The organism is Leifsonia sp. Root4, assembly GCF_001425085.1.
Classification (GTDB): domain Bacteria; phylum Actinomycetota; class Actinomycetes; order Actinomycetales; family Microbacteriaceae; genus Microterricola.
Window position 1 is genome coordinate 20,566 of the sequence record NZ_LMDN01000003.1, and the last position, 26,962, is coordinate 47,527.

At 65.8% G+C, this 26,962-nt stretch carries 28 protein-coding genes and 1 tRNA gene; 18 read left to right on the forward strand and 11 right to left on the reverse strand.

Annotated features, from left to right (window positions below; translation table 11 throughout):
* Window positions 1-107: 107 nt before the first annotated feature.
* Window positions 108-184 (forward strand) — tRNA-Pro (locus ASC66_RS09860).
* Between the two features lie 404 nt (window positions 185-588).
* Here the strand turns inward: ASC66_RS09860 and ASC66_RS09865 are convergent.
* Entirely contained in the window at window positions 589-2,022 is a 1,434-nt protein-coding gene (locus ASC66_RS09865) for a CCA tRNA nucleotidyltransferase (RefSeq protein ID WP_157509746.1), read from the reverse strand.
* 442 nt (window positions 2,023-2,464) lie between these two features.
* Between ASC66_RS09865 and ASC66_RS18125 the strand changes: the two genes are divergently transcribed.
* Window positions 2,465-3,424, forward strand: a complete 960-nt coding sequence (locus ASC66_RS18125) for a hypothetical protein (RefSeq protein WP_157509747.1) — start codon at window positions 2,465-2,467, stop codon at window positions 3,422-3,424.
* 158 nt (window positions 3,425-3,582) lie between these two features.
* Here the strand turns inward: ASC66_RS18125 and ASC66_RS09880 are convergent, their stop codons facing one another.
* Complete coding sequence (locus ASC66_RS09880) at window positions 3,583-4,044, reverse strand: SRPBCC domain-containing protein (protein ID WP_055838591.1); 462 nt, start codon at window positions 4,042-4,044, stop codon at window positions 3,583-3,585.
* Between the two features lie 351 nt (window positions 4,045-4,395).
* Between ASC66_RS09880 and ASC66_RS09885 the strand changes: the two genes are divergently transcribed.
* Window positions 4,396-5,838 (forward strand): glycosyltransferase family 2 protein, encoded by a 1,443-nt coding sequence (locus ASC66_RS09885; protein WP_235496844.1) that lies wholly within the window; start codon window positions 4,396-4,398, stop codon window positions 5,836-5,838.
* Window positions 5,835-6,062, forward strand: coding sequence for a hypothetical protein (locus tag ASC66_RS09890; RefSeq protein ID WP_235496846.1), 228 nt, complete (start codon window positions 5,835-5,837; stop codon window positions 6,060-6,062). Before ASC66_RS09885 ends, ASC66_RS09890 begins: the two co-directional genes overlap by 4 nt.
* On the opposite strand, the gene ASC66_RS09895 is transcribed toward ASC66_RS09890, so the two are convergent.
* The 3 genes from ASC66_RS09895 to ASC66_RS09905 form a co-directional block, all read right to left on the reverse strand.
* A complete protein-coding gene (locus ASC66_RS09895) occupies window positions 6,054-6,956 on the reverse strand; it encodes a WD40/YVTN/BNR-like repeat-containing protein (RefSeq protein WP_162243502.1) in 903 nt (300 codons plus the stop codon). The genes ASC66_RS09890 and ASC66_RS09895 overlap by 9 nt on opposite strands.
* Before the next feature lie 86 nt (window positions 6,957-7,042).
* On the reverse strand, window positions 7,043-7,264 hold the full coding sequence (locus tag ASC66_RS09900) for a hypothetical protein (protein ID WP_157509750.1): 222 nt from the start codon (window positions 7,262-7,264) through the stop codon (window positions 7,043-7,045).
* Window positions 7,265-7,287: 23 nt separating this feature from the next.
* A complete protein-coding gene (locus ASC66_RS09905) occupies window positions 7,288-7,635 on the reverse strand; it encodes a hypothetical protein (protein ID WP_055838601.1) in 348 nt (115 codons plus the stop codon).
* 338 nt (window positions 7,636-7,973) lie between these two features.
* Between ASC66_RS09905 and ASC66_RS09910 the strand changes: the two genes are divergently transcribed.
* The 5 genes from ASC66_RS09910 to ASC66_RS09930 are packed head-to-tail and all read left to right on the forward strand — an operon-like array spanning window position 7,974 to window position 12,969.
* The gene (locus ASC66_RS09910) at window positions 7,974-9,014 is read left to right on the forward strand and encodes an ABC transporter substrate-binding protein (RefSeq protein WP_235496848.1); all 1,041 of its coding nucleotides are present in this window, start codon (window positions 7,974-7,976) and stop codon (window positions 9,012-9,014) included.
* Window positions 9,011-9,832 carry an ABC transporter ATP-binding protein gene (locus ASC66_RS09915; RefSeq protein WP_235496850.1) on the forward strand — a complete coding sequence of 274 codons (822 nt, stop codon included), beginning with the start codon at window positions 9,011-9,013 and terminating at the stop codon, window positions 9,830-9,832. Before ASC66_RS09910 ends, ASC66_RS09915 begins: the two co-directional genes overlap by 4 nt.
* A complete protein-coding gene (locus ASC66_RS09920) occupies window positions 9,825-10,676 on the forward strand; it encodes an ABC transporter permease (RefSeq protein WP_082492239.1) in 852 nt (283 codons plus the stop codon). The genes ASC66_RS09915 and ASC66_RS09920 overlap by 8 nt, the downstream gene beginning before the upstream one ends.
* A 56-nt stretch (window positions 10,677-10,732) precedes the next feature.
* The gene (locus ASC66_RS09925; RefSeq protein ID WP_082492240.1) at window positions 10,733-12,088 is read left to right on the forward strand and encodes an NtaA/DmoA family FMN-dependent monooxygenase; all 1,356 of its coding nucleotides are present in this window, start codon (window positions 10,733-10,735) and stop codon (window positions 12,086-12,088) included.
* Complete coding sequence (locus ASC66_RS09930) at window positions 12,088-12,969, forward strand: ribokinase (protein ID WP_055838607.1); 882 nt, start codon at window positions 12,088-12,090, stop codon at window positions 12,967-12,969. The genes ASC66_RS09925 and ASC66_RS09930 overlap by 1 nt, the downstream gene beginning before the upstream one ends.
* On the opposite strand, the gene ASC66_RS09935 is transcribed toward ASC66_RS09930, so the two are convergent.
* Window positions 12,959-13,579, reverse strand: coding sequence for a PadR family transcriptional regulator (locus ASC66_RS09935; RefSeq protein ID WP_055838610.1), 621 nt, complete (start codon window positions 13,577-13,579; stop codon window positions 12,959-12,961). The two genes, ASC66_RS09930 and ASC66_RS09935, sit on opposite strands and share 11 nt — an antisense overlap.
* Window positions 13,580-13,684: 105 nt before the next feature.
* Here ASC66_RS09935 and ASC66_RS09940 point away from each other — a divergent pair, with 105 nt between their 5' ends.
* The 5 genes from ASC66_RS09940 to ASC66_RS09960 all read left to right on the forward strand — a co-directional run bounded on the left by ASC66_RS09940 (window position 13,685) and on the right by ASC66_RS09960 (window position 16,607).
* A complete protein-coding gene (locus ASC66_RS09940) occupies window positions 13,685-14,188 on the forward strand; it encodes a flavin reductase family protein (RefSeq protein ID WP_055838613.1) in 504 nt (167 codons plus the stop codon).
* Window positions 14,185-14,613: a riboflavin kinase gene (locus ASC66_RS09945; RefSeq protein WP_082492241.1), complete on the forward strand. Its 429-nt coding sequence runs from the start codon at window positions 14,185-14,187 to the stop codon at window positions 14,611-14,613. Before ASC66_RS09940 ends, ASC66_RS09945 begins: the two co-directional genes overlap by 4 nt.
* A 15-nt stretch (window positions 14,614-14,628) precedes the next feature.
* Window positions 14,629-15,444, forward strand: a complete 816-nt coding sequence (locus tag ASC66_RS09950; RefSeq protein ID WP_157509751.1) for an HAD-IIB family hydrolase — start codon at window positions 14,629-14,631, stop codon at window positions 15,442-15,444.
* 170 nt (window positions 15,445-15,614) lie between these two features.
* Entirely contained in the window at window positions 15,615-15,923 is a 309-nt protein-coding gene (locus tag ASC66_RS09955) for a hypothetical protein (RefSeq protein WP_055838620.1), read from the forward strand.
* Window positions 15,924-16,160: 237 nt separating this feature from the next.
* Window positions 16,161-16,607, forward strand: a complete 447-nt coding sequence (locus tag ASC66_RS09960) for a hypothetical protein (protein ID WP_055838623.1) — start codon at window positions 16,161-16,163, stop codon at window positions 16,605-16,607.
* A 5-nt stretch (window positions 16,608-16,612) separates the two neighbouring features.
* Here ASC66_RS09960 and ASC66_RS09965 read toward each other — a convergent pair whose 3' ends face one another.
* The 3 genes from ASC66_RS09965 to ASC66_RS09975 all read right to left on the reverse strand — a co-directional run bounded on the left by ASC66_RS09965 (window position 16,613) and on the right by ASC66_RS09975 (window position 20,237).
* Window positions 16,613-17,137, reverse strand: a complete 525-nt coding sequence (locus ASC66_RS09965; RefSeq protein ID WP_082492242.1) for a VOC family protein — start codon at window positions 17,135-17,137, stop codon at window positions 16,613-16,615.
* Between the two features lie 84 nt (window positions 17,138-17,221).
* Window positions 17,222-18,637: an MFS transporter gene (locus tag ASC66_RS09970; RefSeq protein WP_055840270.1), complete on the reverse strand. Its 1,416-nt coding sequence runs from the start codon at window positions 18,635-18,637 to the stop codon at window positions 17,222-17,224.
* A 223-nt stretch (window positions 18,638-18,860) separates the two neighbouring features.
* Window positions 18,861-20,237, reverse strand: coding sequence for an NAD-dependent succinate-semialdehyde dehydrogenase (locus ASC66_RS09975; RefSeq protein WP_055838630.1), 1,377 nt, complete (start codon window positions 20,235-20,237; stop codon window positions 18,861-18,863).
* A 327-nt stretch (window positions 20,238-20,564) separates the two neighbouring features.
* Here ASC66_RS09975 and ASC66_RS09980 point away from each other — a divergent pair, with 327 nt between their 5' ends.
* Both ASC66_RS09980 and ASC66_RS09985 read left to right on the forward strand, forming a co-directional pair.
* A complete protein-coding gene (locus tag ASC66_RS09980; protein ID WP_055838633.1) occupies window positions 20,565-21,185 on the forward strand; it encodes a hypothetical protein in 621 nt (206 codons plus the stop codon).
* Window positions 21,182-21,952 carry a PspA/IM30 family protein gene (locus ASC66_RS09985; protein WP_082492243.1) on the forward strand — a complete coding sequence of 257 codons (771 nt, stop codon included), beginning with the start codon at window positions 21,182-21,184 and terminating at the stop codon, window positions 21,950-21,952. The genes ASC66_RS09980 and ASC66_RS09985 overlap by 4 nt, the downstream gene beginning before the upstream one ends.
* A 61-nt stretch (window positions 21,953-22,013) precedes the next feature.
* Here ASC66_RS09985 and ASC66_RS09990 read toward each other — a convergent pair whose 3' ends face one another.
* Window positions 22,014-22,925 carry a cation diffusion facilitator family transporter gene (locus ASC66_RS09990; protein WP_055838636.1) on the reverse strand — a complete coding sequence of 304 codons (912 nt, stop codon included), beginning with the start codon at window positions 22,923-22,925 and terminating at the stop codon, window positions 22,014-22,016.
* 85 nt (window positions 22,926-23,010) lie between these two features.
* Entirely contained in the window at window positions 23,011-23,679 is a 669-nt protein-coding gene (locus tag ASC66_RS09995; protein ID WP_055838638.1) for a GAP family protein, read from the reverse strand.
* Between the two features lie 278 nt (window positions 23,680-23,957).
* Between ASC66_RS09995 and ASC66_RS10000 the strand changes: the two genes are divergently transcribed.
* Complete coding sequence (locus ASC66_RS10000; protein ID WP_055838642.1) at window positions 23,958-25,268, forward strand: ion channel protein; 1,311 nt, start codon at window positions 23,958-23,960, stop codon at window positions 25,266-25,268.
* 345 nt (window positions 25,269-25,613) lie between these two features.
* Window positions 25,614-26,954, forward strand: coding sequence for a glutamate decarboxylase (gene gad, locus ASC66_RS10005; protein WP_502691616.1), 1,341 nt, complete (start codon window positions 25,614-25,616; stop codon window positions 26,952-26,954).
* Window positions 26,955-26,962 lie beyond the last annotated feature (8 nt).

The window sequence follows — 26,962 nt, forward strand, 5'->3', positions numbered from 1 at the left end:
GGATTCAAAGTGGCAAGCGGCAGCCGAACTTCGCGCTATTATTGACAAGTTGTCTTCGGGCGAAGCGCCAGCTGAGGTTACTCACGCTGGCGGCCAACCAGAGACTACGGGCTGTAGCGCAGCTTGGTAGCGCACCTGACTGGGGGTCAGGGGGTCGCAGGTTCAAATCCTGTCAGCCCGACCAGAAAGTCCCGGAAACCTGAGGGTTTCCGGGACTTTTTAGGTTAAGAGATTTGATCCTCCCATCGAAAACCCATCACTTTCACTTCTGCAGCACCTCTGATCCGGACTTCCCATCTGAGATGGCCGTGTCGTCATCGGATCAGGGGCTTTTGGCGGTGGTGGCGAATCGCCGCCACCACGTGATCAGGGCTTTTTCTCTTCGAGGAGCAATCGTTAACCGAACTGCGCTGCCTGACTTGGACGGCATCGTCGAGACGACGAGTACGGCCCGGATCTTTCCCATAACAGATAGGTGTGTATCCGCTCCCTCGTGATCCTCTTCCGGTGAGAGGTGCTCACGCCCTGGATCCCGCGAGCAGCGATGTGAAGACGTACCTAGTCCATGCGGGTCAGGATTGGAAGCGGCTATCTCTCGATGTGATTCGCTTCGTACTCGTCGAGCCAGGCGAGTGCGCTGGCTTCGTCGTGGATCGAGCCGTCGTCTTGGGCGTCAAGCGCGGCGGCGAGCAGTGGTGTGAACTCGGGTCCGGGAATGTATCCACGAGCGATGAGGTGCTCGCCGGTAAGGATGCCTTTGCGTGGCGTGTCGCCGACGGTCGTGTTTGCGGCGACGTCCAGCCACCGGTTCGCCGGGCTCGGCTTCGCGGACGGTCCGCGGCCGGCGCAGTCGGCATCGACGACTCGGGCCCAGTCGTGAATGGTCGCACCGGCTCCGTTGGCGTCGAGTCGACGGATCAGCCGGCGTACCTGGGACGGGGTCGGCTGATCGATGCCGATGTGGGACATGTGCTCGCGCACGATCGGGGCGATGCGGGTGATCAGGTAGTGCGGGGCGCCGATGCTGCGGAGGAACGCGGTCGCGGGGGCCACCCCGGCTGCGGCGTGACCCCGGCTGGTGATCCGCCCATCGGTGTTCTGCGTGTGGGTGACCTTTCCGAGGTCGTGCACGAGGGCGCCGAGCACGGCCACCTCACGGTCTGTTCCGGACAGGCAGTCGCGCTCAGCGTTCAGCGCTGCCTGCTCAGCGGCGAGGGCGAGGTGGGTCCATACGTCGCCCTCCGCGTGCCAGCCTGGATCCTGCTCGACGCCGCGGGTGGCGGCCAGTTCCGGGTAGAACTGGATCAGGCCGGTGTCGACGAGTGCGTCCATCGCATTCGTCCAAGCTAGGCCGCGACGCGCGAGCTTGCGCCATTCCTGCCAGACCCGCTCAAACGACACAGCGTTACGCAGTCCTCCGCTGCGGGCGATCGCAGCGGTGATGTCGCAACACTCGACGACCGTTTCCGGGGCGAGAACGAACCGGAACCGGCCAGCGAATTGAACCGCGCGAAGCACGCGCAGTGGATCATCCCGGAACGAAGCTGTGGTGTGGCGGAGGATCCCGGCACGGAGGTCGGCTGCGCCGTCGTACGGGTCGATGAGCTCGCCGGTGAGTGGGTCCCAACCCATCGCGTTGATGGTGAAGTCGCGACGACCGAAGGCTTCCTCCACGGAGATGTTCGGGTCGACATCGATCTCAAACCCGCGAGCGCCCGCGCCGGCAATCGAGTCCCGGCGCGGGAACGAGATGTCGAAGTCCTGACCATCGACCTTGATCGCCAGCACGCCGAACGCCTGGCCGCGGTGATCGACATGACCGAGGACCGAGAGTCTTCCCGTGACCTCGGCGACACTCGTGTGTCCATGAACCTCAAGGTCGACGTCCTTGCCCCGACGGTCCAGAAGGGCGTCGCGAACAGAGCCGCCAACCACCAGTGGACGACCGCCGGCCGCGGCGATGGCTTCGACCACTGCGATCGCTGCGGGCGTCAGCGATACGAGGCTAGTGCTGTCCGTCACCACGGTCTCCTGATGTCTCTCGTCACGACACTCAGCGCCTACGAGACGCTGGCCCCGGCGAACAGCCAGTGCGCCAGCTTAGAGCACGCCAGGCCCAGCGAATAGTCCGCAGCCACGGTGGTGCCGGTTCGCGCCGCACCGAATTGAAGATCGCTCGGAAGCGCGGGACTTGTCTAAGCGGCGCTACTCTTGCGAAGAACCCGCCCAAGGCGCATCTACCCGGTAAGGATGCGTCCTGCCCGCAGTCTGGTGAGGGTGGCCGCCCGTTCGAGCCGGGCCGGGTCCGGGAAGCTCACCGCGCTGCGGGCGCGATCGGGGCTTCCACCAGCGCGGACAGCGTTGGTGCGCTCAGCGATCCTCGAGCGGGCGACGGCGTGATCAGGGGTGCTCGTCGCGGGTGGCCCTTTGAAGCGAGCGCAGCCCGAGGCCGACGATAGAGTTTGTGGATGCAAGGTATCCCGAGCTACCGCCGGTGACAAGTGCGTTCGGCGTCGGCTCCCGTAAAAGTCTCGAATTGCATGAACTCGCCGGGATACGGGTGAAGCTGACGCGCGCGCTCCGCGCTGGCAAGAAGTTGCAGCGTGATTTTTCACGCTGGCGAGCAGAAACCACGCTCGCAACGATCGCTACACGAGTCCCCGGTGACGACCGCCGGCTATCGGTTTCGGTCTCGAGCACCAGGTTGTTTCCGCACGACGCTGGGTCAGCTTCGCTTGGCGAACTCACCCTTAACACCCGCAGCGCGCTGAATCAGCTCAACCAGCTCATGTTCACACGATTCGGCGCGGCCGACTTCGACGCTCGCCGAGTAGAGTTTCCACTGACCGACAACGGCAAGGACTGGCGGAGCTGGAAGCAGGGGCATCGGGCTGCCCCAGAATGGCTACGCGATCGATACGAGCGAATTCAGCCGCTCCGCGGTCCTTATCGAGGGTTGCTCGGGCTTCGTGAGCTCAATGACGAAGACAAGCATCGCGAGCTCTCTTCAATACACGTTGCTCTGGTCGGCTCGCTCGGCGCGGGCAGCATCACCGTCGACGGCCCGAACCGGGAGATTCGTCCGAAGCTGGATGCGGGTGACAACTTATTGCATCGCGACACGAAGTCCGTCCGCGTCGGGACGATGACTTGGCCGACTAGGGTCATCGACTTCGAGGCAGAGATAGTAAGCAAGGCTGAGGTAGAGCTTCAGTTCGATATCGGCGACGGCTTCTACGCCATCGTCGGCGCGAGCGCGCTCGGACCGGTCCCAAAGCTGGCGGCTCAGCCACGCGATACTGCTCAAGCTCGTAGCGCGCTAGTGGCCGCCAAGCGGATCGTGGAGGAGCAGGACACCTTTGCGGTTCCGCGCGCGGGTCGTGCGCGTCCGCAGGTGATACCCAATGACCGCAACAGGCTTTAATGGGCGTCCTGGCGGGTTGTTCCTGAGGCCCACAGGCCGCTTGAATCACTGGACGATTTTTCGGGACTTTCGCGCACACCCTCTGCGCCCTGCCAAATAGTCCTCTACCGGCCGAGCAAGGTGGCCAACTCGTCGAGCGACTCCCTCGTAATCGTGAACTACTCGGTGACACCCTTGAACAGGAGTGCGAGCTCGTCGAGTTCGACGTCCCAGCCCTCTCGGTTCTGCTCAAGACGTTCGCGACGGTAGCGGGTACCGCCGGGGAGTGTGTCGAAGCCCGATTCGATCACCGTGACATCGGTCCCGGTGCCAGCGTCGGAGATGGTGAAGCGTACATGCGTCGAGTACTCGTCGAGCTCCTCGGCGGGGATTCCCGACCAGCGGAAGCCGAACGAGCTTTCGGGCACCACTTCGGTGATTTCGATCGGGAAACTGCCGTAGCCATCCCAGTCGATGCTGCCAGTAGCACCGGGCTCGAGCGCGGCGAACCTCACACCGTCTCCGAACCACTTGACCATCACCTCGGGGTCGGTCAGAGACTTCCAGACGCTCGCGCGTGAGGCCTCGAGGCGCACGGTGCGGGTCACGATGTGGCCTTTGATTCTTGCGCGATCAGACACGGTGTTTCCTTTTCGTTCGAGCTGAGTGCGACGGGTCACTGCCCGCCGAGCGGCACGTCAAATGCAATGCGCCTCAATGAGCGTACCCATCATTGCGACTCGCGTTCGGGCGAGAGAACCCTTGCCGGGACTTTCTGTTCCCGGGGAGTCGTTGAGATTGACTCGACGGCGCATCCGGGCTGGCCACGCCCGCGCGCGGCGACACGCCGGCCGGCTGGGCCGCTAGGCTACTCAGGTGCCACGCAGACTGCAGCGCACCTAGCCAGATTTCTCGATCTGATGCGAAGAGATGCTGGCCGAAGATGACAACACGCCACGTGAACCCGATCACGATCTTTCGAGGGTTCAATTGTGAAGAAGTGGAACTTTAGCCGCTGGGCTGGCCTCAGCATTGCCGCGATAGTGAGCCTGGCTGGCGTCCTGCTGTGGTTCGCTGTGGCAGCCGAGGTGCAGGACGACGGAGGGGCAGCGACGTCCGAAGGGCTGCTTCTCGGCCTCTGGAGTGTCCTCTACGACACTCAGGCCCCCAGCCTGAGCGCGATGCTCGCGGCTGTCGCGTTGGCCCTGTTGCTGGCGGCCGGTATCGCCATCATCGAGCGGCGCATCACCTCTCGCTATCGGCGCTCAACTGATCAGACGTCGACGCCGCTGGCGCCCAAGATCATCATGGCCGCCACTCGCGGCGTCTTCGCCGGTCCCATCACCATCACGGTGCTGATTCCCGCGCACAATGAGGAGGCATCGCTCCCAGACACGCTGGCTTCGCTGCTCTCCCAGTCGCAACCACCGGACCGGGTGATCGTCGTGGCAGACAACTGCACCGACGGCACCGAGCACATCGCTGCCGCCCATGGGGTGGAGGTCCTCAGATCCGTTGGGAACGCCAACAAGAAGGCCGGAGCGTTGAACCAGGCCCTGGCCATGCTCCTTCCCGGCCAAGGGGACAACGACGTTGTGATGATCATGGACGCCGACACGCAGCTCGACGCTGGCTTCCTGGCAGCAGCGGCTTCACGATTCGCGAACGACCGGGCGCTGATGGCCATCGGCGGCCTGTTCTACGGGGAAGCGGGCCATGGGCTGATCGGGCAGTTCCAGCGCAATGAGTACATTCGGTACTCGCGCGAACTGAAGCGCCGACGCGGCCGGGTCTTCGTTCTGACTGGCACCGCGTCATTGTTCCGCGCGGTCGGGCTTCGGACCGTGGCCGCCGCCAGGGGAGGGTCGTTGCCCGGAATCCCCGGAGACGTGTACGACACCGCTGCACTGACCGAGGACAACGAGCTGACGATCGCCTTGAAATCGCTCGGTGCCTTGGTTATCTCCCCGTCGGAGTGCACCGTGGTGACGGAGTTGATGCCGACGTGGCGCACCCTGTGGAACCAGCGCCTGCGCTGGCAACGCGGCGCCCTGGAAAACCTCGGGGCCTACGGAGTCAAACCGCAGACCGCGCGCTATTGGGCGCAGCAGTTGGGCATCGGCTACGGGGTCATCGCGTTGTTCGGCTACCTTGCGCTACTGCTCGTCATGGCCCTTTCTTTGGACAGCTGGGTGTGGTTCCCATTCTGGCTGGGGATCGGGGCAGTGTTCACACTCGAGCGCGTGGTCACCGTCTGGAAAGGCGGATGGCGAGCCAGAGGGCTGGCCGTGCTGCTGATCCCCGAACTGTGCTTCGACATGTTCTTGGACTTTGTGTATCTCAAGGGCATTTTCGACAGCGCCGTCGGACGTCGCGCAGCGTGGACACACTTGCAACACGAAGCACAACCTGACCCGGAAGAGGTGGGACGTTGAGCGCTTCCCTGCCCAGTGGCCTTCTCCTGCCCGAAGCGGTGCTCTACAGTGACTGGTTCGCCGTGTGGGCCACCTTCGTCGCGATCAACACTCTGATGTACGCGGCGCTGTCGGTCGCGAAGATCCTGCCGAAGATCTACCCGTCGGACTTGACCCACAGGCGAAACCGCCGCACCGAGACCCGCGGCATCTATCCCGATGCGGAGACTGGTCGGTCAGAGTAACTCGAGGCGGGCGACCCGCCCGTGCTCGCCCGAGGCCCAGAAGGTGCCGTCCGGCGCGACCTCAACGGCATCGAAGCCGTCGCCGAGTGCGTGCCAGCTTCCTCCACCATCGGTGGTGTACTCGCTGCCGCCGGGGCCGACGACGACAATCGTATCCGGATCGATCGGGCTGAACGCCGCCGCGGAGCGGAACCCGCACGGCAACCCTCTCGACTCCTCTAGGGTCGGGATCGTCCACTCCTGGCCGCCCGTCGTTGTGAACGCCACGGCGGAGTGCGAGGCGCCTTGGTCGTTGTGGTTGCCCCCGACGGCGATTCCTCGCTCCGCATCCGCAAACGCGAGACCGAAGATTCCGGTCATGACGCCGGACGGGAGCCCGGTCTCGTGCGATTGCCACGACGATCCGCCGTCGGTTGAGCGCAGAACGCGTGCGTGCTCGGCGCCGCCCGTGCCGATCCAGACAACGCCGTCCGCGACAACGAGGCAGCTGCCGCTCGCCGCGAACAGGCCGTCACCGATGAGCGCTGTCGGCGCAGAGGCGCCGGTGTCGCTCCACGTTCGTCCGCCATCCGACGTTCGCACAATCGCGAAGGCGCCATCAATGGGGTCGCCGACGGCGAACCCGGAGTCGGGGTCGAGGAACGCGACGGTGTTGAGGAAGAGCTCCGGGTCGGTCGCCTGAAAGCTCAGGTGCCAGCTGCTTCCGCCGTTGTCTGTGCGATAGACGCGGGCGCCCTCTCCCGGACCGCACGCCATGGCGTGCGCGGTGAGATCGTCGAGCCCGACGATGCTTCGAAACTGCAGTCCCGCGGTGTTGGGTGGAGACACGTCGACCCAGCTGTCGCCTCCATCGGCGGTGCGGATGACGGTGCCGTCGCATCCGCCCAACCACACGGTCGTCGAATCGACTACGCAGAGCCCCCGGTACCGGTCGGTTGTGCCGGTTTCGATGTGGCGCCAGGCGGAGCGCAGCGTCTCAGTCAGCGGGTGCTCCTTGAGCTCGATGGGCCGTTCGCTTGCAACTGCGGCAGGCCGGCGATGAAGCGCTCAGGCCCGAACTCGAATGCAGCCTCGTTCTCGGATGCGACCTCTCCGTCGGTGAGGGCGAGAGCTGACCCCCGTGCCGCGATGTTGATGAAGTCGAGGATCTGGTCGGCGAATGCCACGGGAACACCCCACCTGCGCCCGCGTGACAGCATCATTCGGTTAGCTTCTCACGATCGCGTCACGTGCCGGCGAGGATTTGGATGACCTCGACGGGCGGCTGAGGTGTGGGATGCTCCTCGGGGAAGGCTACCCACACGATGCCGTGCTCGTCCTTGCGCATTCCTGAGCTCAGAGCGCCGATCGGCTCGGCGAGGTTGAGCGCCACATCTCGGGCGTATCCCTCGATGGTGCCGTCCGCGTCGCCCACATGGAAGCGGAGTTCGCGCCCGAGGGTCACCGTGGGATCAATGGTCCGGCGGTACACCACGCATGCTGTGGCCGGCCCCTCCTCCCACGTGCCGAGCACCCGCACGTCCTCGGCCCAGTAGCGGTTGACGGTGTCCTGTATGTGTCGAGCCAGGCTCATGGTTCACCCATCCATTATCGGATTTGCGCCGTCTTCAGCACAGCGCCCGGCTGATCCCGAAGCACCTCTGTCTTCTCGAATCGTGCCACAGCACGGCCGCGTACCGAGCGTTGACGCTATTTGGTGACCCGCAGAGGGCGGACATCACCGACCGAATCCGTTCCGTGACCGAGACGTTACATTCACCTCTTGGACTAGTCGTTGTGTAATCAATCAAACTTGACTACTCTTTTGAAAACCAAGCCATCAATGACGAAAGGCGAATGATTTTGATCAATCGGAAATCGAGAGGGCGTCGCACTGCGGCCCTCGTCAGCGCTGTTATCGGAGCGACCGTATTGGCCGGCTGCAGTGGTGCAGACGTCGGATCGGCACCCGACTACGACGAGGCTGCGATCAGCAAGGCGGCCTGTGACGCCAACGCTGCGGCCGGCCCCATCACGTACATCTCCGGGTACGGCTACTCGGCCAGCGCCGGCCAGTTGGACGTGTTCATCGCGGACGAGCTCGGCTACTTCGATGACCTCTGCCTCGACGTGGAGATCAACGCCGCGGGCGGCAACGGCCAGCAGCTCGTGTCGTCCGGCAAGGGGCAGTTCACGGAACTCGGCTCCGCGGAGGACGTGCTCATGGCGGCAGCCAACAGCAAGAACCTGACGGCCGTCGCCACCTACGGAACCACGTCGCCGTTCTGCATCTTCGCGAACAAGGACATCAAGAGCCTGAAGGATCTCGAGGGCGGAAGCCTCGGATACTTCATCAACCTGACGCCGACCGCTGGCGCGATGCTCGACGCCGCCGGCGCAGACGTCGACCAGATCGAGTTGATCAAGATGACCAACTACGACCCGACCGTCGTGCTCCGTGGCCAGGTCGACGCTGTCGTCGGCTACGCGTCCAACCAGTGCGCGACTCTCGAGGCGATGGGGGAGGAGTTCTCCCAGTTCCTGCCGTCTGACCTGGGCGTGACGGGCACCTACAACGTCATGGAAACCAACGCCCAGTTCCTGAAGGAGCACCCGGAGGCGGCATCCGCCTTCATGCGTGCAAGCCTCAAGGCCCTCGAGCACTGCCTCGCAGACGAGGACGACTGCGTGGACATCATCACCGAGCTGGCTGAAGAGGGCGGGCAGGGCAAGGCATTCCCGCGTGAGCAGCAGGCACGCACCTGGGCGATTGAATCGCAGTGGGTGCGCGACAGCCAGGCGGGTCCCCCCGGCGTGCAGACGATCGCGCAGTGGCAGGGCGCGTCCGACATCGTGAAGCAGTTCGGAACCGTCACGGAGATTCCTCCGGTCGAGGACATCATCGACATCGACATCGTCGCCGACCTCTACGACACGAACGGCGAGCTTATCTGGCCCGGAGACGCCAAGTGACCGCGCTTCTCGCCGAGAATGTGAAAGCGACCGGGCACGGCGTCGAGATCTCGCATCTCGTGAAGAAGTTCGGCCGGCCCGGGCAAGAGATGCTCGCTCTGGATGACGTCAGCCTCACCGTTGCGCCTGGCGAGTTCGTCTCGGTCATCGGCCCGAGCGGCTGCGGGAAGTCGACGCTGCTGAAGGTGGTCGCCGGCCTGCTGGAGGCCGACGGCGGCTCCGTCACGATCGGCACGGACTCCGTCCGCGAGGCGACGAAGCGCAAGCTCATCGGGCTGGTGCCGCAGGCGCCCGCGCTCCTGCCGTGGCGCTCGGTTCGCGACAACGTCAGGCTTCCCCTGCAGATCAACCCGGACGCCAATGCCGGACGGGCGCTGCGCGACCCGGACGAGCTGTTGACGTCCTTCGGCCTCGGCCACGCGCTGGAGAAGTTTCCCAAGCAGCTCTCCGGCGGGATGCAGCAGCGGGTCGCGATCGCGCGTGCGTTCGCGTTCGATCCGGCGCTGCTGTTGATGGACGAGCCGTTCTCCGCGCTGGACGAGATCAACCGCGACCAGCAGCGCCTCGGCCTGCTCGATTTCTGGCAGACGCACCGCAAGTCGGTCATGTTCGTCACGCACTCGGTGCCCGAGGCGATCGTGCTCTCGGACCGCATCGTGCTGATGGCGGCACGCCCCGGGCGGATCGCGGAAATCATCGACGTCAACCTTCCCCGCCCGCGCACCGAAGACGACTACGCGAGTGACGCCTTCCGCGAGCTCGAGGGCTATGTGCGACGGCGTCTCTCCGAGGTCATGCAGGAGGTCTCCAATGACTAGCCACACCGAAGTCTCGGCAACCCGGGCAATCGCCACCCAAGAGGCGCGCAACTCACGTGCGTCCACGAGCAGCGTCGCCCGCTGGCTGAACCCACGCGTGTGGGGGCCGACCGCGATCGTGTTCGTGGTCGTGGCGGTGCTCTGGCAGATCATCGCCTTCACCAACCCGTACATCCTGCCCTCCCTCGGCGAGGTGGCCGCAAGCCTCCTCGAGGATCCGGCCATGTACTGGCAGAACTTCCTGATCACCCTGCAGGAGGTTGTGGTGGGCGCCGGGGCAGCGATCGTGCTCGGCTACCTGCTCGCGGTGATCATGAGCGAGTTCGAGATCGTCGAGCGGGCGATCATGCCGCTGATCATTCTCATCATGGTCACGCCGGTCATCGCGATCGCGCCTGCCCTTGTCGTGGCCTTCGGCTTCGGCATGATGCCGAAGTACATCGTCACCGGAATCGTCGTGTTCTTCCCGGTGCTGGTGAACTCGCTCGCCGGGCTCCGCAGCGTCGACCCGCGAGCGATGGACGTGTTCCGTACCCTGCACGCCACCCGGTGGGAGACCTTCCGCAACCTCCGGTTCCCCGGTTCGATGCCGTACTTCTTCGCCGGATTGCGCATCAGCCTGCCGCTCGCCGTCGTCGGCGCGGCCGTCGCGGAGTTCGTTGCCGCGGGTACGGCGGCCGGCCTCGGATCGCTGGTCACCACCTCTGCGGCGCAGGCGAACCTGCCGGTCACGTGGGCAGCCATCTTCATGCTCTGCCTGATGGGAATCCTGCTGATCGTCGTGCTCGCGATCGTGCGCAAGCGCGTCCTCTGGTGGAGCGACGGAGAAGTCACCGCGCGATAGCGCGCGGCCAACACAGTATTGCGGCCCTCGGAGAGGGCCAGAGAAAGGAAAGCATCGTGAAGCAGCTTCACTTCGGACTGTTCGAGAACGCACAGGCCAACGACACCGGCAGGGCAACCTGGCGCCACCCCGACAACGAACGCGTCAACTACGACACCCTCGAGTACTGGACCAAGATCGCCGAGGTCTGCGAGACCGGCGGCCTGGACTTCCTGTTCCTCGCGGATGCCTGGGGCTGGGCCGAGGTCGACGGCGTCCGTCCGGACGTGGCCTCGATCGAGGGGCTCGACCTGCCTCGCCTCGATCCGTTCATCGTCGCCTCCGCCATCCTGGCGCGGACGAGCTCGCTCGGCGTCGTCATGACCGGCTCCACCTTGCTGGAGCAGCCGTACGCGTTCGCGCGGCGCATGGCGACCCTCGACCAGCTGTCCGGTGGCCGGATCGGGTGGAACATCGTCACGACGGGCACCGCCGACACCGCGGTCAAGGCCTTCGGCGTCCCGATGGTCGCGCACGACGAGCGCTACGCCATGGCCGATGACTTCGCAGAGCTCGTCTACAAGCTGTGGGAGGGGGCCTGGGAACCCGACGCCCTGACGAAGGACAAGAACGGCAACTTCGCCGACCCGGCCAAGGTGCACACCATCTCGCACGACGGCCCCTACTTCAAGAGTGAGGGGTACGGAAACTCCGCGTACTCGCCCCAGGGCACGCCCGTGCTGTTCCAGGCCGGGTCCTCTCCCGCCGGACGAACCTTCGGTGGACGTCACGGCGAGTGCATGTTCGTCGGCGGTGGCTCGGTCGAACAGCTCGCCGAGCACAGCCGCGCCATCCGCGCCGCCGCCGTCGACGCCGGCCGGAGCGCGGACTCTGTGAAGGTGATGGCCGAGTTCCGCTGCGTCGTCGGCGAGACCAAGGAAGACGCCGAGCGCCTCTACCAGGTGGTGCTTGACTCGCAGACCCCCGACGTGACGGTCGCCTCCTACGCCTGGTTCACCGGCCTGGACCTCTCGTCCTACGACCCGCAGACCCCGATGACGGATCTGCACACCGAGCTCTCGCAGTCGCAGGTGTCGCGCTTCGCCGGCAAGACCGTCGGCGATGTGCTGAAGGATTGGCACGAGCACGGCGCCGGATCGACGGCCTTCCTCGGGAGCCCGGAAGAGATCGCCGACCGGATCATCGAGCTGGCCGACGGCGCCGACCTTGACGGTTTCCTGCTCGCGCCCGTGATCCAGCCGGGGTCGACGATCGACTTCGTCGAGCGGGTCCTGCCCATCCTGCGTGAGCGCGGGGTCGTTGGTGAGAGCAACGGCGGCTCGCTGCGGGAGCGGCTCGTCGGCTCGGATCGCGCCACCCTGCCCGACAATCACCCGGCGGCACGCTACCGGGCAACGGTGGCCGTCGCGTAATGACGACAGCAACCGTCTGCGTCGTCGGCAGCATGAACGCGGACCGCTACCTCGGTCTCGCCCGCGTACCTCAACCGGGCGAGACCATGCTCGGCTCGAACCTCGGCCTGTACCCGGGCGGCAAGGGGCTCAACCAGGCGGTTGCTGCGGCGCGGTGCGGAGCCAGCGTGCGCTTCTGCGGAGCCGTCGGCTCCGATATCGAGGCGGAGTTCTTGCGCGACGCCCTCGCCGTCGTCGAGATCAGCGGCGAATATGTCGCGACCGCCGCGGGCCCGAGCGGTGCGGCCTACGTGTTCTCACTGCCGGGCGGCGAGAACAGCATCGTGGTGGCGCAGGGGGCGAACGCGCTGCTGGCCGCTTCGGATGTCGTCTCGGCGGTGCGCGGGGCGAGCGTCGTGCTGACCCAGCTCGAGATCAATCCGGATATCGCGGCGACCGCGCTCCGTGAGGCGAGAAAGTACAGCGCCACCACGGTGCTGAACGCGGCGCCCGCCCACCCGGCGACCTGGGAGATGCTTCCGGATGTCGACATCCTGATCGTCAACGAGACCGAGGCGGCCTCCCTGGGAGGCTTGGACGCGCTGCGGCCACATGTGACGGTCGTGTACACGCGCGGCGCCGACGGCGTGACCGTTTACGAGCGTGGCGGGGGAGCGATCGAGGTGGCCGCATTTGTGGTCGATCCGATCGATACGACGGGGGCCGGCGATGCCTTCTGCGGCGGCTTCGTCGCGGCGGTGGCCCGCGGCGCGAGCCTCGAGGCGGCGGCACGCGAGGGCGCGGCCGCCGGAGCGGTCGTTGCCGAGCACCGCGGCGCGCAGACCGCCGCGCTCAGCCAGGAGGCCGTGCGTCGGCTGGTGGAGCAGCGGGTCAGCGCGTAGCCACGTTCTCCGCGTCGCTGGTGCCGGCATCCCCGTCGGCGCCGGCTTCGCCGGCGAAGTGGTACTCACCGGCCTTGACGCGCGAGACCAGCTGTTGTGCCCACTGCTGCTCGGCACGGAGCCGCGCCGAGGCCAGTTCGAACACCTCGCGCACGTACTTCGGGGTCGTCTCCGAGCGCATCGTGTCCTCAATGTGGAAGCTGTTGCTGGTGACGAGTGCATCGATCTTGCTGATTCGATGGGCCAGGCCAGCCACAACCTCTTCCCTGCTGAGGAAGAACATGAACGAGGTGAGCGCCAGGGCGGCCCTGGTGTCGAAGGTCTCGACCTCCCACAGGGTGTCACGCAGCATCCTGAGCAACTCCACCTCGCCCGTTGCCGAGATGCTGTACCGGGTGCGCGCCGGGTAGCTGCCCTCGGATTCGGTGTCGACCTCGGTGATGTAGCCGTCGCGAACGAGCGTCTTCAGGGCGTTGTAGATCGAGCCAGGACGCGTGTTGGCCCACTCGTCGGCATGCCAGGTCGCCAGCTCCCGTCGCAGGAAGTAGCCGTGAACCGGCTGGAACTGTTTGACCGCGCCGAGAACCATCAGCGTCGTATAAGTGCGCATGCCCCCATGCTACGGAGCAAGCGGCACGAACTGCTGGTGAACCAGTCCACGGCGTGTTAGTTTTCATCTAGACAAGTTTGACTAATCAAAGAAGGAGGATCGACGATGATCCGGAATGACTCGATTGACATCGCCATGGACGTGCGCCTGCGCCGCGCGTTCTCGACCTTCCCGACGGGAGTGGTGGCCGTGTGCGCACTGGATTCCGATGGTGTGACGCCTCTCGGAATGGCGGTGAACTCCTTCACCTCGATCTCGCTCGAGCCTGCACTCGTGGCAATCAGCGTCGCGAACACCTCCCGCACCTGGCCGGGACTCTCGCGTTCGACATCCCTCGGCCTGAGCGTTCTCGGCAGCGGCCACGAACAGGTGAGCCGTTCCCTGTCCGCGCGAGACGGTGATCGCTTCCAGCAGCTGTCCTGGGTGGCGGAGGACAGCGGCGCGATCCACCTCAACGGCTCGACGCTCTGGCTCAGCTGCCACCTCGAGCAGACGATCGAGGCCGGCGACCACTCGATCGTGCTTCTGGCGATCGACGATCTGGTGCACTTCGATGACGTCGAGCCGCTCGTCTTCCACCAGAGTCGCTACCGCTCTATCGGCGCATGACCGTGTACATCGCGTGGTTGTCTGGGGTCGTCATCCACGGTGACGGGCGCGGCAACGCTCTCGGCTTCCCGACGGCGAACCTCGACGTGCCCGCGAGCGGATGTGCGGATGGCGTGTACGCGGCGTGGGCCCGCATCGGCGATGAGCCGCGGTGGCGGCAGGCGACTGCCAGCATCGGCGACAACCCCACCTTCGGTGATGTCACCGAGACCAGGGTCGAGGCGCACATCCACGATTTCGCCGGCGACCTCTACGGGATGCGGGTGGAGCTGGCGCTCGTTGCTCTGATTCGTGAGATGACCGCTTTCGACGATGTCGAGACGCTGATCTCGCGGACGGCGGATGATCTGATCGTCTCCGAGCGCCTGCTCGCGACGATCGCACCCCCAGCGCGCGCCGCTACAATCAGTGACTCTGCGAACTGAGGAGTGATCGACCCCGTGACGAAGCCCGTGGCGCCCCTGTTGGTGGCGACCGACCTGGACGGCACGCTGGTGCCGAACGCGAGCATGGGTGTGCCGGAGTTCACCGCGCGGGTCTTGAGGCGGCTGGATGACGCGGGAGTTCCGGTCGTCTTCGTGACCGGCCGGCCGCTGCGGTGGATGAGCCCGTTCTGGCCGCACGTGGGCAAGCACGGCCTCGCGATCGTCTCCAACGGTGCCATCACCTTCGATGCGCACGCGCAACGGGTGGTCACGATCGCGGGCATCGACGCGGAGCCAGGGCTCGAGCTCAGCCGGTCCATTGCCGCGGCGGTCCCCGATGCGAACTTCGCGATCGAATGCGTCGATGGCATCCGCTTCGACCCGGACTTTCCGGAGCGCGGCGCGTCACGAGAGGGTGTGCGCCGCGGCGCGTTGGCCGAGATATGGGACCAGCCGGTCGCAAAGCTGCTTGTCCGTCACTCCGCGGTCGAGTCCAACGACATCTTCCAGGAGCAAGTCACGGCTGCTGTCGGTGATCGGGCGACGGTGACCTGGTCGGTTCCCGGGCTCGCCGAGATCAGCGCGGCGGGAGTCACCAAGGCCTCCGCTCTGGCCCGGCTCTGTGAACGTCGCGGCATCCTGCCACGCGACGTGATCGCCTTTGGCGACATGCCGAACGACATCGCGATGCTCGGCTGGGCCGGCACGGCCTACGCGGTGGCGAATGCGCACGAGAGCGTTCGCGCGATCGCCCACGACGTGGTGCTCTCGTGCATGGAGGAGGGCGTCGCGCACGCCCTCGACCGCCTGGTGCCCGCCCCCGAGGCATGATCGGGCACCGGTCAGCAACGAGCCGCTGAGTCGCTGACTTAACCCCCCAATCGGGGGGTTATCGTCACGCGGGCCGAGGAGTACCTTCGGGGGCGTCGGTGGCCTTCGGTCGCCTTGCGCTCGACGGCTTCGATACGAAACCCGAAATACACCACAGAGAGGTGGAGCGTATGAAAAGAGCGATCATTGGATGCCTCATCGCATCCGGTCTTGTACTCGGCGGCGCCGGAGCGGCGTTCGCTGGCGAGACCAACGGCAATGGAGACCCCATTCCCGGTGCGCAGAACGCCAGTTCGGCGTGCGCCTTCTCGGGTCAAGACCTGCCCGACTCCATTGAAGGCAACCCGCCCGGGTTCGATGACGACTTCGTCACGAATGGGCATGTGCAGAGCTATGGCAAGTACGTGAGCCATGGGTTGAAGGGCGTCGTGCCGTCGCCGGGCATGGCCTGCCGCGGCAACGCAGGATTCGAAGAATAGTCGACCCGCATTCCGATTCGCCCGAATCGCTCCTGATCGGAATCAGGGGCGATTCTCATTGTTGGCTGCGGCGAGCGACCACGACGACTGCGAGTGCCATGCCACAACGTAGACCGCATCCACCTTGTCAAGCCGTACCGGCAGAATCGATCAGGATTCGAGAAGTGCGCCCGGGCTGCGAGTCGTATCGTGATCGTAGGCCGGGAACGGTCACCATACATCGACAAGGAGCAGGACATGGCTGAGAAAACCGCTGGGCTATCTACCGAGGAGCGCGAGGCCGTCAAGCAGCGTGCTGCCGAGCTGCGAGCACAGGAGAAGGCCGGCAAGAGCCGTGCCGCGGGGGAGCAGGCGGTCCGGGAGGCGATCGCCGCACTCCCGGATGATGATCGAGCTCTCGCCGAGGGGATCGATCGGATCGTCTCCGAGGTTGCCCCGCATCTCATTCCGAAAACCTGGTACGGGTTCCCGTCCTACGCCGACGCGGATGGGAAGGTCGTCGTATTTTTCAAGGCCGCCTCGAAGTTCACCACGCGCTACGCAACGCTCGGGTTCGAGGAGTCAGCACACCTTGATGACGGCGACCTCTGGGTCACGTCATTCGCTGTGGTTGCACTGACTCCGGAGACGGAGCGAACGATTGCAGAGCACATCCGCAAGGCAGCTGGCCTGGAACCAGAGTAATTCGGTCAGCGGGTTGGGCGCTGTGGCGCGCTCGCTACCCCCGTGTCGCGACCGCTGAGCTCGACATCCAGGGTTTCTTGGGCCATGCGCATTGCAGCGGCGTACTTCGGCTCGGACATCCGCTGCCAGGCACGTTCTGGTGTGACCGACTCGGCCCGGCTCATCACCCACCAGATGTTACCGAACGGGTCGCGGATCCGGCCGCCGCGGTCGCCCCAGGCGGAGTCAGCAGCCTCGGTCACAATCCGTGCGCCGTGCGCAACGGCGGCGGCCATGGCAGCATCCGCGTCCGGCACATAGACCCGCAAGAGTGAGGGGATCACCGGCCAGTCGGGTCGCCGGTCAAAGGCCAGCACCACAGTGTCACCGACTCGGATCTCCCCGTGACCAATAGTGCCGTCCTCTACCGCCACTCGCGCAAGCTCCACACCGTCGAACGCGGCCGTAATGAAGTCGAGCAGCGCACCGGTGTCGTCGGTAACAACCCACGGCGCGACGCTGGTATATCCCTCGGGTGCAGAGTGATTCATCGGTCTCATCCCTTCTCATGATTTCCTGTGATCGATCGACACCAGGATCCGTCTAGGACGGATCCAGTCGAAGAGCCCGCCGGTTCAACCTCGCAGCTGCGCCTCCGTCGTCGAATCCTCAGCGCCCTCAGCCGGCACCGACTCGCCCTGGTCGAGGTACTGCGCCGAGATGCGGCGGTACGACCTCGTGAAGAACGCACCGATGGCCGCGACAACCATCACGATTCCCGCGATGAGGAACACGAGCGCGATGCCCCGCGCGTCGCCGTCTCCCAGAAGCCAGCCGAGGCTTTGACGTCCCGCATCCGAGTTCATGAACGGGATGATGATGAACTCGGCGATCGGCGCGATCAGGAACGCGGTGATGGGGGCCGCCCCCGACTCGAATGCTGCAGCGAACCCGAACACGCGCCCCTGCTCGCGGAACGGCACCACCTTCTGGATGACCGTCTGTTCCGACGCCTCCACGGCAGGGATGAGCATCATGTAGAGCCAGATGCCTCCGGCGTACAACCACCACCAGTCACGAATCGTGAACAGCGCGCCGAGCGCACCCATGAGGATGACGAACAGCAGCATTGTGCGGACAGGGTTGCGTCCGAGTCCGAACTTCGCGATCAGCAGGCCACCGATGATGAACCCGGTCGACGTGACACCGAGCACAATTCCCCACAACTCGACGGGGAAGAGCTCGAGGCCGTACGGGTCCATCAGCGCCAGGTAGACGCCGCCGATGAAGTTGTTGAACGTCGAGAAAATGATGAGTGCGAACAGCCCCGTTGCCGCCTTCACTGCCGTAATGCTGCCGCGCAGGTCGATGAGCGGACGCCGCTCGCCATCCTGCTGTGGTTGTTCCTCTGGGATGCGTAGGAACAGCAGGTGCAGGAGGGCCGCCGCCGAGAGGGCGGTCGCAATGACGAGCGTCCACCCCATGCCCAGAAGCCCGATCGCGAGTCCGCTGAACACGCTCGTCACCATGAAGGCGAGTCCCTGCACCGTGCCGACGAGACCGTTCGCATTCGCATGCCGCTCGGTCGGGATCAGTAGCGTGACGATCGTCGACAGTGCAATGTTGCGCATGTTCTCAATGACGGCCCCGAAGAGGATGACTCCGCTGAACAGCCAGAACATTGGCGCACCGATGTCGAGCAGCGTGGACTCCGGGAACAGAAGATACAAGCCGCCCCCGATGCTGAATGCGATCAGGGTTACCACGCCCGCAAACACCATCACGAGGTGCTTGCGGTGCCGGTCCACGATCGTGCCGAACGCCATCGAGAACACGGCGACGAGCAGCATGTACGCTCCGCCGATGACGCCGGTCGCGAGCACCGAGCGCGTTTCCAGATAGACCCAGAACGTGAGGGCAAACCAGAGGAAACTCGTCGTGACATTCGCGACCGCCGTGTTCACAAGCACCTGCGCGAACGTGCGTGAGCCACCGGGTGGCGGAACGTGGTGAGACCGGGATGCGGCTGGGTCGTTGCTCGTGCTGCTCACGTGATCGCCCTTCCCCGGGACGCTCAGAGTCGCCGTCGCGAATCCGAAGGGTCGCCGCTCCAATCGACAGTCTCAGCCAGATGAAGGCCGTTGGCTCCATTGTATGAAGACACAGCGGACATGTCGGGGGTGATCGTTCCGTGCGAGTACGCGCATGCGCGCCGCGCAAGACAGAACGAGGGCCGCAGGAATCCTGCGGCCCTCGAACTCATACCGCTGCCGGTTATGCGGAGACGAAGAACAGTCGCTTGTTGGCGAACTCGCCGATTCCGATCGGACCCATCTCGCGACCGAAGCCGGACTGCTTCACGCCGCCGAACGGCAGCTCTGCCGACTCCGCGGCGATCGTGTTCACGTGCGACATGCCGACCTCAAGCCGGGATGCGACGCGTGCCGCGCGTGCCTCATCGGTCGAGAAGACGGAGCCGCCGAGGCCGAGAGCGCAGTCGTTCGCGAGCTCCAGGGCTTCCTCATCACTCGACACCTTGTAGACGGTCGCAACCGGCCCGAAGATCTCCACACCGTACGACTCCGAGTCGCGCGGCACGTCGGTCAGCACGGCCGGCGAGTAGTACGCGCTCGGTCCGTCGGAGAGAACGCCGCCCGCCACGAGCGTCGCTCCCTCGGACACGGCCTTCTGCACCTGGGCATGAACCGTCTCGGCTGCGGCGCGCGACGAGAGCGCAACGAACTCGCCCTCGGCGAGGTTGAACTGATCGCCCGGCACCAGACCCGTGGCCAGCTTCTTCAGCTCTGCGACGAACTCGTCGTAGATGTCGTCCATGACGATCAGGCGCTTGTTCGAGTTGCACACCTGGCCGACGTTGTAGACGCGGAAATCCCACGCCTGCTTGGCCACGGCTGCGACATCGTCGGAGTCGAGTACGACCATCGGGTCGATGCCGCCGAGTTCCAGGACAGCCTTCTTGAGGTTGGCGCCTGCCTGCGCACCGATGATCGCGCCGGCGCGCTCGGATCCGGTGAGCGAGATGCCCTGCACGCGGGGGTCCGCGATGATCGTGGCGATCTGATCATGCGAGGCGAAGACGTTCTGGTACCCACCGACGGGCACACCTGCCTCCTCCATGATCGCCTGGATGGCGAGGGCGGAGCCAGCGCAGATGTCTGCGTGCTTGAGCAGGATCGTGTTGCCGAGCACGAGGTTCGGCGCGGCGAAACGGGCAACCTGGTAGTACGGGAAGTTCCACGGCATGACGCCGAGCAGCGCGCCGACCGGGCGGTGTTCGATGTATGCCTTGCCCGGGACGGTGCTCGGGATCTCATAGTCGGTGATCAGGCTCGGGCCGTGCACCGCGTAGTAGTCGATGATGGATGTCGCGAACTCGACCTCGTCGATGGACTCGGCGAGTGACTTGCCCATCTCGAGCGCGATGAGGCGCGCAAGTTCTTCCTTGCGTTCCTCAAAGAGCTCGGCAACTCGTTTGACGACGGCGGCGCGCTCCTGCACGCTGCGCTCGCGCCATTCTTGGTACACGGCATTGGCGCTGGAGAGCGCCTCTTCGATCTGCGCATCGGTCGCGTTCTCGAACGTCTCGAGAACTTCGCCCGTGGCAGGATTCTGCACCCGGTACTTGGACATGCTGTATCTTTCCTCCAGTTAGGGAATGGCGGCACGCGTGACAGGGGACGCACCGTGACTGTCACCGTCGCGGCCGCTTCTCTGCGGCTGCACATGCTGGGCGTGCCGGTAGCTCGAGATTAGCGTGGAGAACCGCCTCGGCTCCGCAACCGCCGCCTCTTTCCTCACCCACGTTCGCTGAGGATCTGTCGAGACTGCTTTCCTTGGGGCGCCTGCGAGCGTAACTTGAGTTATATCGCGTTTGCGGCGCTGGGGCCGCGGCGGAGACTTCACGGAGGTGCAGCTCATGGATTTGACGCTCACGACGAGGTGCGGGAGGTGGCGGACATGGACGTCCTGTTCGGCGTGCTGATCTCACTCGCCGCCATCGCCGCCCTCTCGGTGGTCACCTTTTTCCTGATCGTGCGGATGCTGTATCGCCGCGTTCGGCGCAGTCGCACGGTGAACGGGGCGGTACTGAAAAGCCGCGCACAGTTCAGCCGGGGTCCACGACGCCAGGTCTTCGCGCTGCAGTCGAAACTCGATGAGGCCATCGACAGCGGGCGGGCCGCGATCGACCTCGCCGTCCGCAGCAACGGCCGGCGCGGCGACCTTCCCCGCCTGTTCCGCCGCATCGAGGCGGAGGCGACTGTGCTGCGGGCGCAGCTGCACCTGATGGAGAGCGAGACGGATCCCGGGGCACTGAACGACGCTTTGCCAGCGGCTGGCTTGGCGGTCGACCAGATCTCCGACATGATCCGCGACGTGCGGGCATCCGTCGCCGACGGACTCGGGGACCCCACCGGGGCCGCGCTCTCCTCCCTTCATGCCGAAGTCGACCTCGAGGTGGCAGCCCTGCACGCTGGACTGGTGGAGCTCGCGCACCTGAACGGCGGCGACCGACGCGACGTCGCCACAACCCGGTACAAGTCAAATGATCGCTTCCAGACCAGAGGAGTTCAGTCATGAGCGACAACACCGCACGGATCCGCACCATCTTCCGCACCAAGACCTCCAAGGCGCTCAGCCACATGGAGGACCCGCGTGACGCACTCGACGACAGCTACGAGCAGCAGGTGAAGCTGCTCCACCAGGTGCGCGAGGCCGTCGCCGAGGTTGCAACGGCGAAGAAGCGCATCGAGCTGCAGGGCGAGGAGATGGGTGCGCGCTACGGGCGCCTGGGAGCGCAGGCCCGTGAAGCCATGGAGCAGGGCCGGGAGGATCTCGCTCGCGCCGCCCTGGAACGCCGCGCCGCCCTCGAGAGCCAGGTGGGCAAGCTGCAGGCGCAGCACGATTCCCTGCAGAAGCAGACGGCGCAGCTGCAGGAGCGCGAACGTCGGCTGGCCGAGCAGATCGCCGCCTTCCGCATCGAGAAGGAGACAATGAAGGCCACCTACAGCGCCTCCGCGGCGCAGGTGCGGGCGAATGAGGCCGTTGCGGGCATCGGTGCGAACATGAACGACATCGGCGTCAGCCTCGACCGTGCACGTGATCGTGTCGCCCAGATGCAGGCCCGCGCGCAGGCCACCGACGAGCTGCTCTCCAGCGGCGCCCTGCAGGATCTGACGGCCGCGCCGGACGCGGACATCGAACGCCAGCTGGCCGAGTTGGCGTCGAGAGCCGACATTGAGCGGCAGCTGAACGCGATGAAGTCGGATGGCACTGCCGGCACCTCGGGCGCATCGGGTGGCGGGGCAGGATGGCTCAGCATCGGTCAGGTGCCGCCGACGTCGTGACGCCGGTCCGTGGACGATGGGCGTCCGGCATCCGTGGGTGCCGGCGCCGACCTCCTACCCGCTAGTCGACGAGGTCGCGGTCCGTGGTGAGCGCGACCGCGGCCCACACCTCGAAGCCGAGGGGTGCGAGCCCGTCGATGACGGCGTGCCGCACGGCGTCCTCCTCGCTCACGTCCCACTGCGCCGCGGCGACGACGAAGTCGACCTCGACGTAGAGCTTCCGACCCACCTTGCTCGACCGGATCGTCGGCTCACTGAGCAAGAAGCGCTCTTGGACCGCCCCGACGACTCGCGCGATCTCCTCCGTGGTCGCTTGCGGCGGTGCTCCCTCGAGCAACTCGTTCAGCCCGGACCGGACCAACCGGACAGGGATCGGCGCGAGGATCGCACAGGCGATGAGCACGAGGGCCGGGTCGATGTAGCGGATGACGTCGCGAAACTCGGTCAGCTCGATCAGCAGGGCGGCGATCGCCCCCGCCGTCATGACGATGCTGAGCACCGCGCCCGCCCGCCATTGGGCGGATTCGGCCGCGACCAACTCCGAACGCGGGGCGACGCGCGGCAGCCACCAAGCGACGGCCGACCCGACCACGGCAGTGAGACTGCCGTAGATCGCGATGACGACGGGGTTCACCTCCGTGCCACCGTCGCGGATGATCACGAGGGCGTCGCCGGCAGCGAACAGCAGTGTGCCGGCGATCGCGACGCCCTGGATCGCGACCACGAAGGGAGCGAGGGCGTCTCGCCCGAACGGGAACCGACGCGTGGGTCCGGCGGCCATGGCGGTGGACGCCCGCAGAGACGCCCACGAGAGAAGGAGGCCAATGAGCATGTATGCGCCGTCGAAGATGACGATGCGTGTGCCGGAGACGACGCCGACGAGGAGAGCGATGACGGCCAACGCGATGGAGAACACGATCGACAGGCGCAGGCTGCGCAGCTCCGCCCGTTCGTGGTCTCCGGTCCCGGTCATGGTCTGGCCCGCTGTCGATTCCGATCACCGAGCGCTAGCGGTTCACGGTGTCGGGCGTCCATCGCACTTCGCATGCGCCCGCGCCTCAGAACCGTGCCAGGCCGCTGCCGATCACAGCGAATGCGACGACGAGCAGAATGAGGCTCGTCATCGCGCTGCCGTTCGACCTGAGCCACGCATGAGCGGAACGGAGACGTGGCTCCATCCGACCCGGATCAGCCACCGCCGCGATGATCGGCACGACAACGGTTGAGGCGGCGATCGCCGTGTAGATCGCGATCGTGATGACCGACTCGTCGAAGGCGAGGCTTTCGGCGTGGAGTGCCAGACCGGCCGCGACGGCGAGCAGGATCGCCTTGGGACGGACGTTCAGGAGCAGCCCGAGACCGAAGACCGCTCCGGGGTGGAGCGTCCCGACCTTGTTCAGCCACTTCGGCGTCTCCGCCTCCGGCTCCCTGCGAGCGCGCCGCCACGACAGGACAGCGACGACAGCGAGCGCGAGGCCGGCCACAATCTCGGCGACGCCCACTGCGTCATCCTGTTTGCGAGGCCCGGCGGGTGTCGGCAGCAGCTGCGCCGCGATCGTGCAGACGGACACGACAACGGCGATCCCGACCACCCAGGAGATCAGGTACGGAATCGAGGTTCGCGAATGCTCTGGCGACAACAGGATGACGAGCGTGGCCAGAATCGGCACCGAGCTGATCGCAGCAGCGAGAGCGATCGGGAGGATGTGACCGATCGCTTGGAGCATCCGTCGCCTCGCTTTCTACTCGAACCCAAGGGGCGGCGAGCGACTCCGTCGAGCTGCGCAGCCGATGCCCGTCGCCGATGCCGGTGCACGCCGGAGACCCCGTCTTCTGACGATATGGGCCACCGGCCGTCATGCATCACATGAAGTGAGTGAATTGTCGGCGATCGTGGGGCGGACTGGTCGTGCACTGATCTCAGGCGCTACGATCATCGCGGACGACGGGCGAGCTGGGCCCCATGGATCGTGGCGCGCTACTCCCCGTCTGGGAGGAGCCCACGATGAGCCTTGCGAGAACACCGTCCGATGGCCCGGCCTCACCCCGCCAGATGCCGTTGCTCGCGATCCCCGCGATCCTGCTCGGTGCCTTCGCCGCACTGCTGCTGTGGGCGCTGGAGCAACTCGCCGACCTGCTGAGCGGCGTGCTCTGGGACACGCTCCCCGGCGTGCTCGGGGTCGACCCCTCCGGGTGGTGGATCGTGCTGATCCTCACGCTCACCGGGCTCGCGGTCGGCATCGGGCTTCGCTACCTCCCCGGTCACGGCGGGCCCGATTCGGCGACCACCGAGCTGATCTCCCCGCCGCTCAGCCTGCGGGTGCTGCCCGGCCTGGCGGTGGTGACGGTGTTGAGCCTCGCGGGCGGCGTCAGCCTGGGCCCGGAGAACCCGATCATTGCGATCAACGTGGGCATCGCGGTCACGCTGTTCGCGCGGTTTCTCCCCGGCGTCTCTCCGCAGATCGCGGTGCTGATCGCCGGTGCCGCGACGGTCGGAGCGTTGTTCGGCACCCCCGTCGCCGCGGCCCTGCTCTTCACCGGGATCGTGGCTGCCGCCAAGGGCGGCGGCTCGCTGTGGGATCGGTTGTTCCTTCCGGTTGCCGCCGCCGGCGCCGGCGCGATCACGATGCGCCTGCTCGGCTCGCCGTCGATGGAGTTCGACCTGCCCGCGTATGGCAGCCCGCACGCCATCGACGCGCTCACCGGCGCGCTCGTCGCCTGCGGTGCCGTCGGCATCAGCCTGGCCGCGCTCGCCGTATTCCCCGTGCTCTGGCGCGCGCTGCATGCGCTGCGGCATCCGATCCTCATCCCGCTCGTCGGCGGCTTCGTGCTTGGCATCCTCGGCCTCATCGGCGGCCCGATCACCATGTTCAAAGGCCTGGACCAGATCGGCGAGCTGCTGCAGGACCCGGACGGCTACGATGGCACTCAGCTGGCGGTGATCGCTGGGATCAAGATCCTGGCGCTGCTCGTGGCGGCCAGCGCGCTCTTCCGCGGCGGCCGGATCTTCCCGGCCACATTCATCGGCGTCGCCCTGGGCATGCTCGGGCACGTGCTGATCCCCAGCCTGCCGCTCGGGCTCGCCGTGGGCTGTGGCATCCTCGGCGTGGTGCTGGTCATCGGCCGCGACGGATGGCTCGCGATCTTCCTCGGTGTCGCGATCCCCGGCGACATCACGCTGCTCCCGATGCTCTGCCTGATCATCCTCCCGGCCTGGCTGCTCGTCTCCAGGGCGCCGGAGTTCCGCATCGTTCCGCCCGCGACCGAGCCGGCATTCGCGCCGCCCTCGCACGCGCCCGATGGGACCGCGCGGTAAGAGCCGCGGCAGGACCGTCGGGCGGCCGACTCTCGGTTTCGGCGAGCTGCTCGAGCCGCCGCCCGCCATTGGCGCAGTGAATTCTTCATGGAAAACGGATGATTGCATCGCTTTTCGCTTGCCACCGCGATGCACGCGGTCCACACTGGTCAGGTTGAAGCGCCCGAAGCCCGGAAAGTTCCGCCAGAGGATCGGCCTTACGCATTCCGGTTCGCACGCTCCGTTCATAAATCAGGGGTAGGAGCAGGATCAATGACCGTTTCCCAGCCGAAGAGCACAGCCCTCAAGCCCAGTGAATCGCCCAGTGGGTTCACCGGGACGAGCGACCGAAATCAGCTCAATCCGATGTTCGCCCGAGCGGGTGAGGCGACGGACTTCCCGACCGACCGGCTCCCAGACCAGGAGTCACTCGCCGAGACCGCGTATCAGATCGTGCACGACGAGGCGATGCTCGACGGCAATGCGCGGCTGAACCTGGCGACCTTCGTGGGCACCTGGATGGACCCGTACGCCGCGAAGCTCTACGCCGAGTCCGCCGACAAGAACATGATCGACAAGGACGAGTACCCGCAGACCGCGGCGATCGAGACGCGCTGCTGGATCATGATGGCGAGCCTCTGGAACGCCCCTGACCCCAAGAATGCGATCGGCACCTCGACCATCGGCTCCTCCGAAGCCTGCATGCTCGGCGGACTTGCGCTGAAGCGGCGCTGGCAACTCGCCCGCAAGGCCGAGGGCAAGTCAACGGAGAAGCCGAACCTCGTGCTCTCCAGTGCCGTGCAGGTGTGCTGGGAGAAATTCTGCAACTACTGGGATGTCGAGGCACGCTACGTGCCGATCACCGACGACCACAAGGTGCTCGACGGCTTCGAGCTGGAGAAGTACGTCGACGAGAACACGATCGGCGTCGTCGCGATCATGGGCGTGACGTACACGGGCATGTACGAGCCGGTGGCCCAGATCGCCGCAGCGCTCGACAAGATCCAGGCCGACACCGGCCTCGACGTCAAGATCCACGTCGACGGTGCATCCGGCGGCATGATCGCCCCGTTCCTGCAGCCTGACCTGGAGTGGGACTTCCGCGTCGAGCGCGTCGTCTCGATCAGCACCTCGGCTCACAAGTACGGCCTGGTCTATCCGGGCCTCGGCTGGGTGGTCTGGCGCACCGTCGAAGACCTGCCGAGCGAGCTCGTATTCGACGTCACGTATCTCGGCGGCCACATGCCGACCTTCGCCCTCAACTTCTCCCGCCCCGGCGCACAGGTGCTGCTGCAGTACTACCTGTTCCTCCGACTGGGCTGGGACGGGTACTACAAGGTGCAGAAGGCCTCCCAGGATGTCGCGGTGTTCCTCTCGGGCGAGATCGCGAAGATGCCGGCATTCGACCTGTGGAATGACGGCACGGATATTCCCGTGTTCGCGTGGCAGCTGACGCCGGGCCACACCGAGAACTGGAATCTCTACCACCTCTCTGAGCGGCTCCGCCTCAAGGGTTGGCTCGTTCCGGCCTACCCGATGCCAGACAACCTCTCGGACCTCACCGTGCAGCGCATCGTCGTGCGCAACGGACTCAGCCGCAACCTCGCCGAGTCGCTCATCGAGGACATCAAGGAGGCCGTCGATTACCTCGACCTCCTCGAGTCGCCCATGCCGACCGAGGGCCAGAAGTCCTCCTTCACCCACTAAGAGGAGGG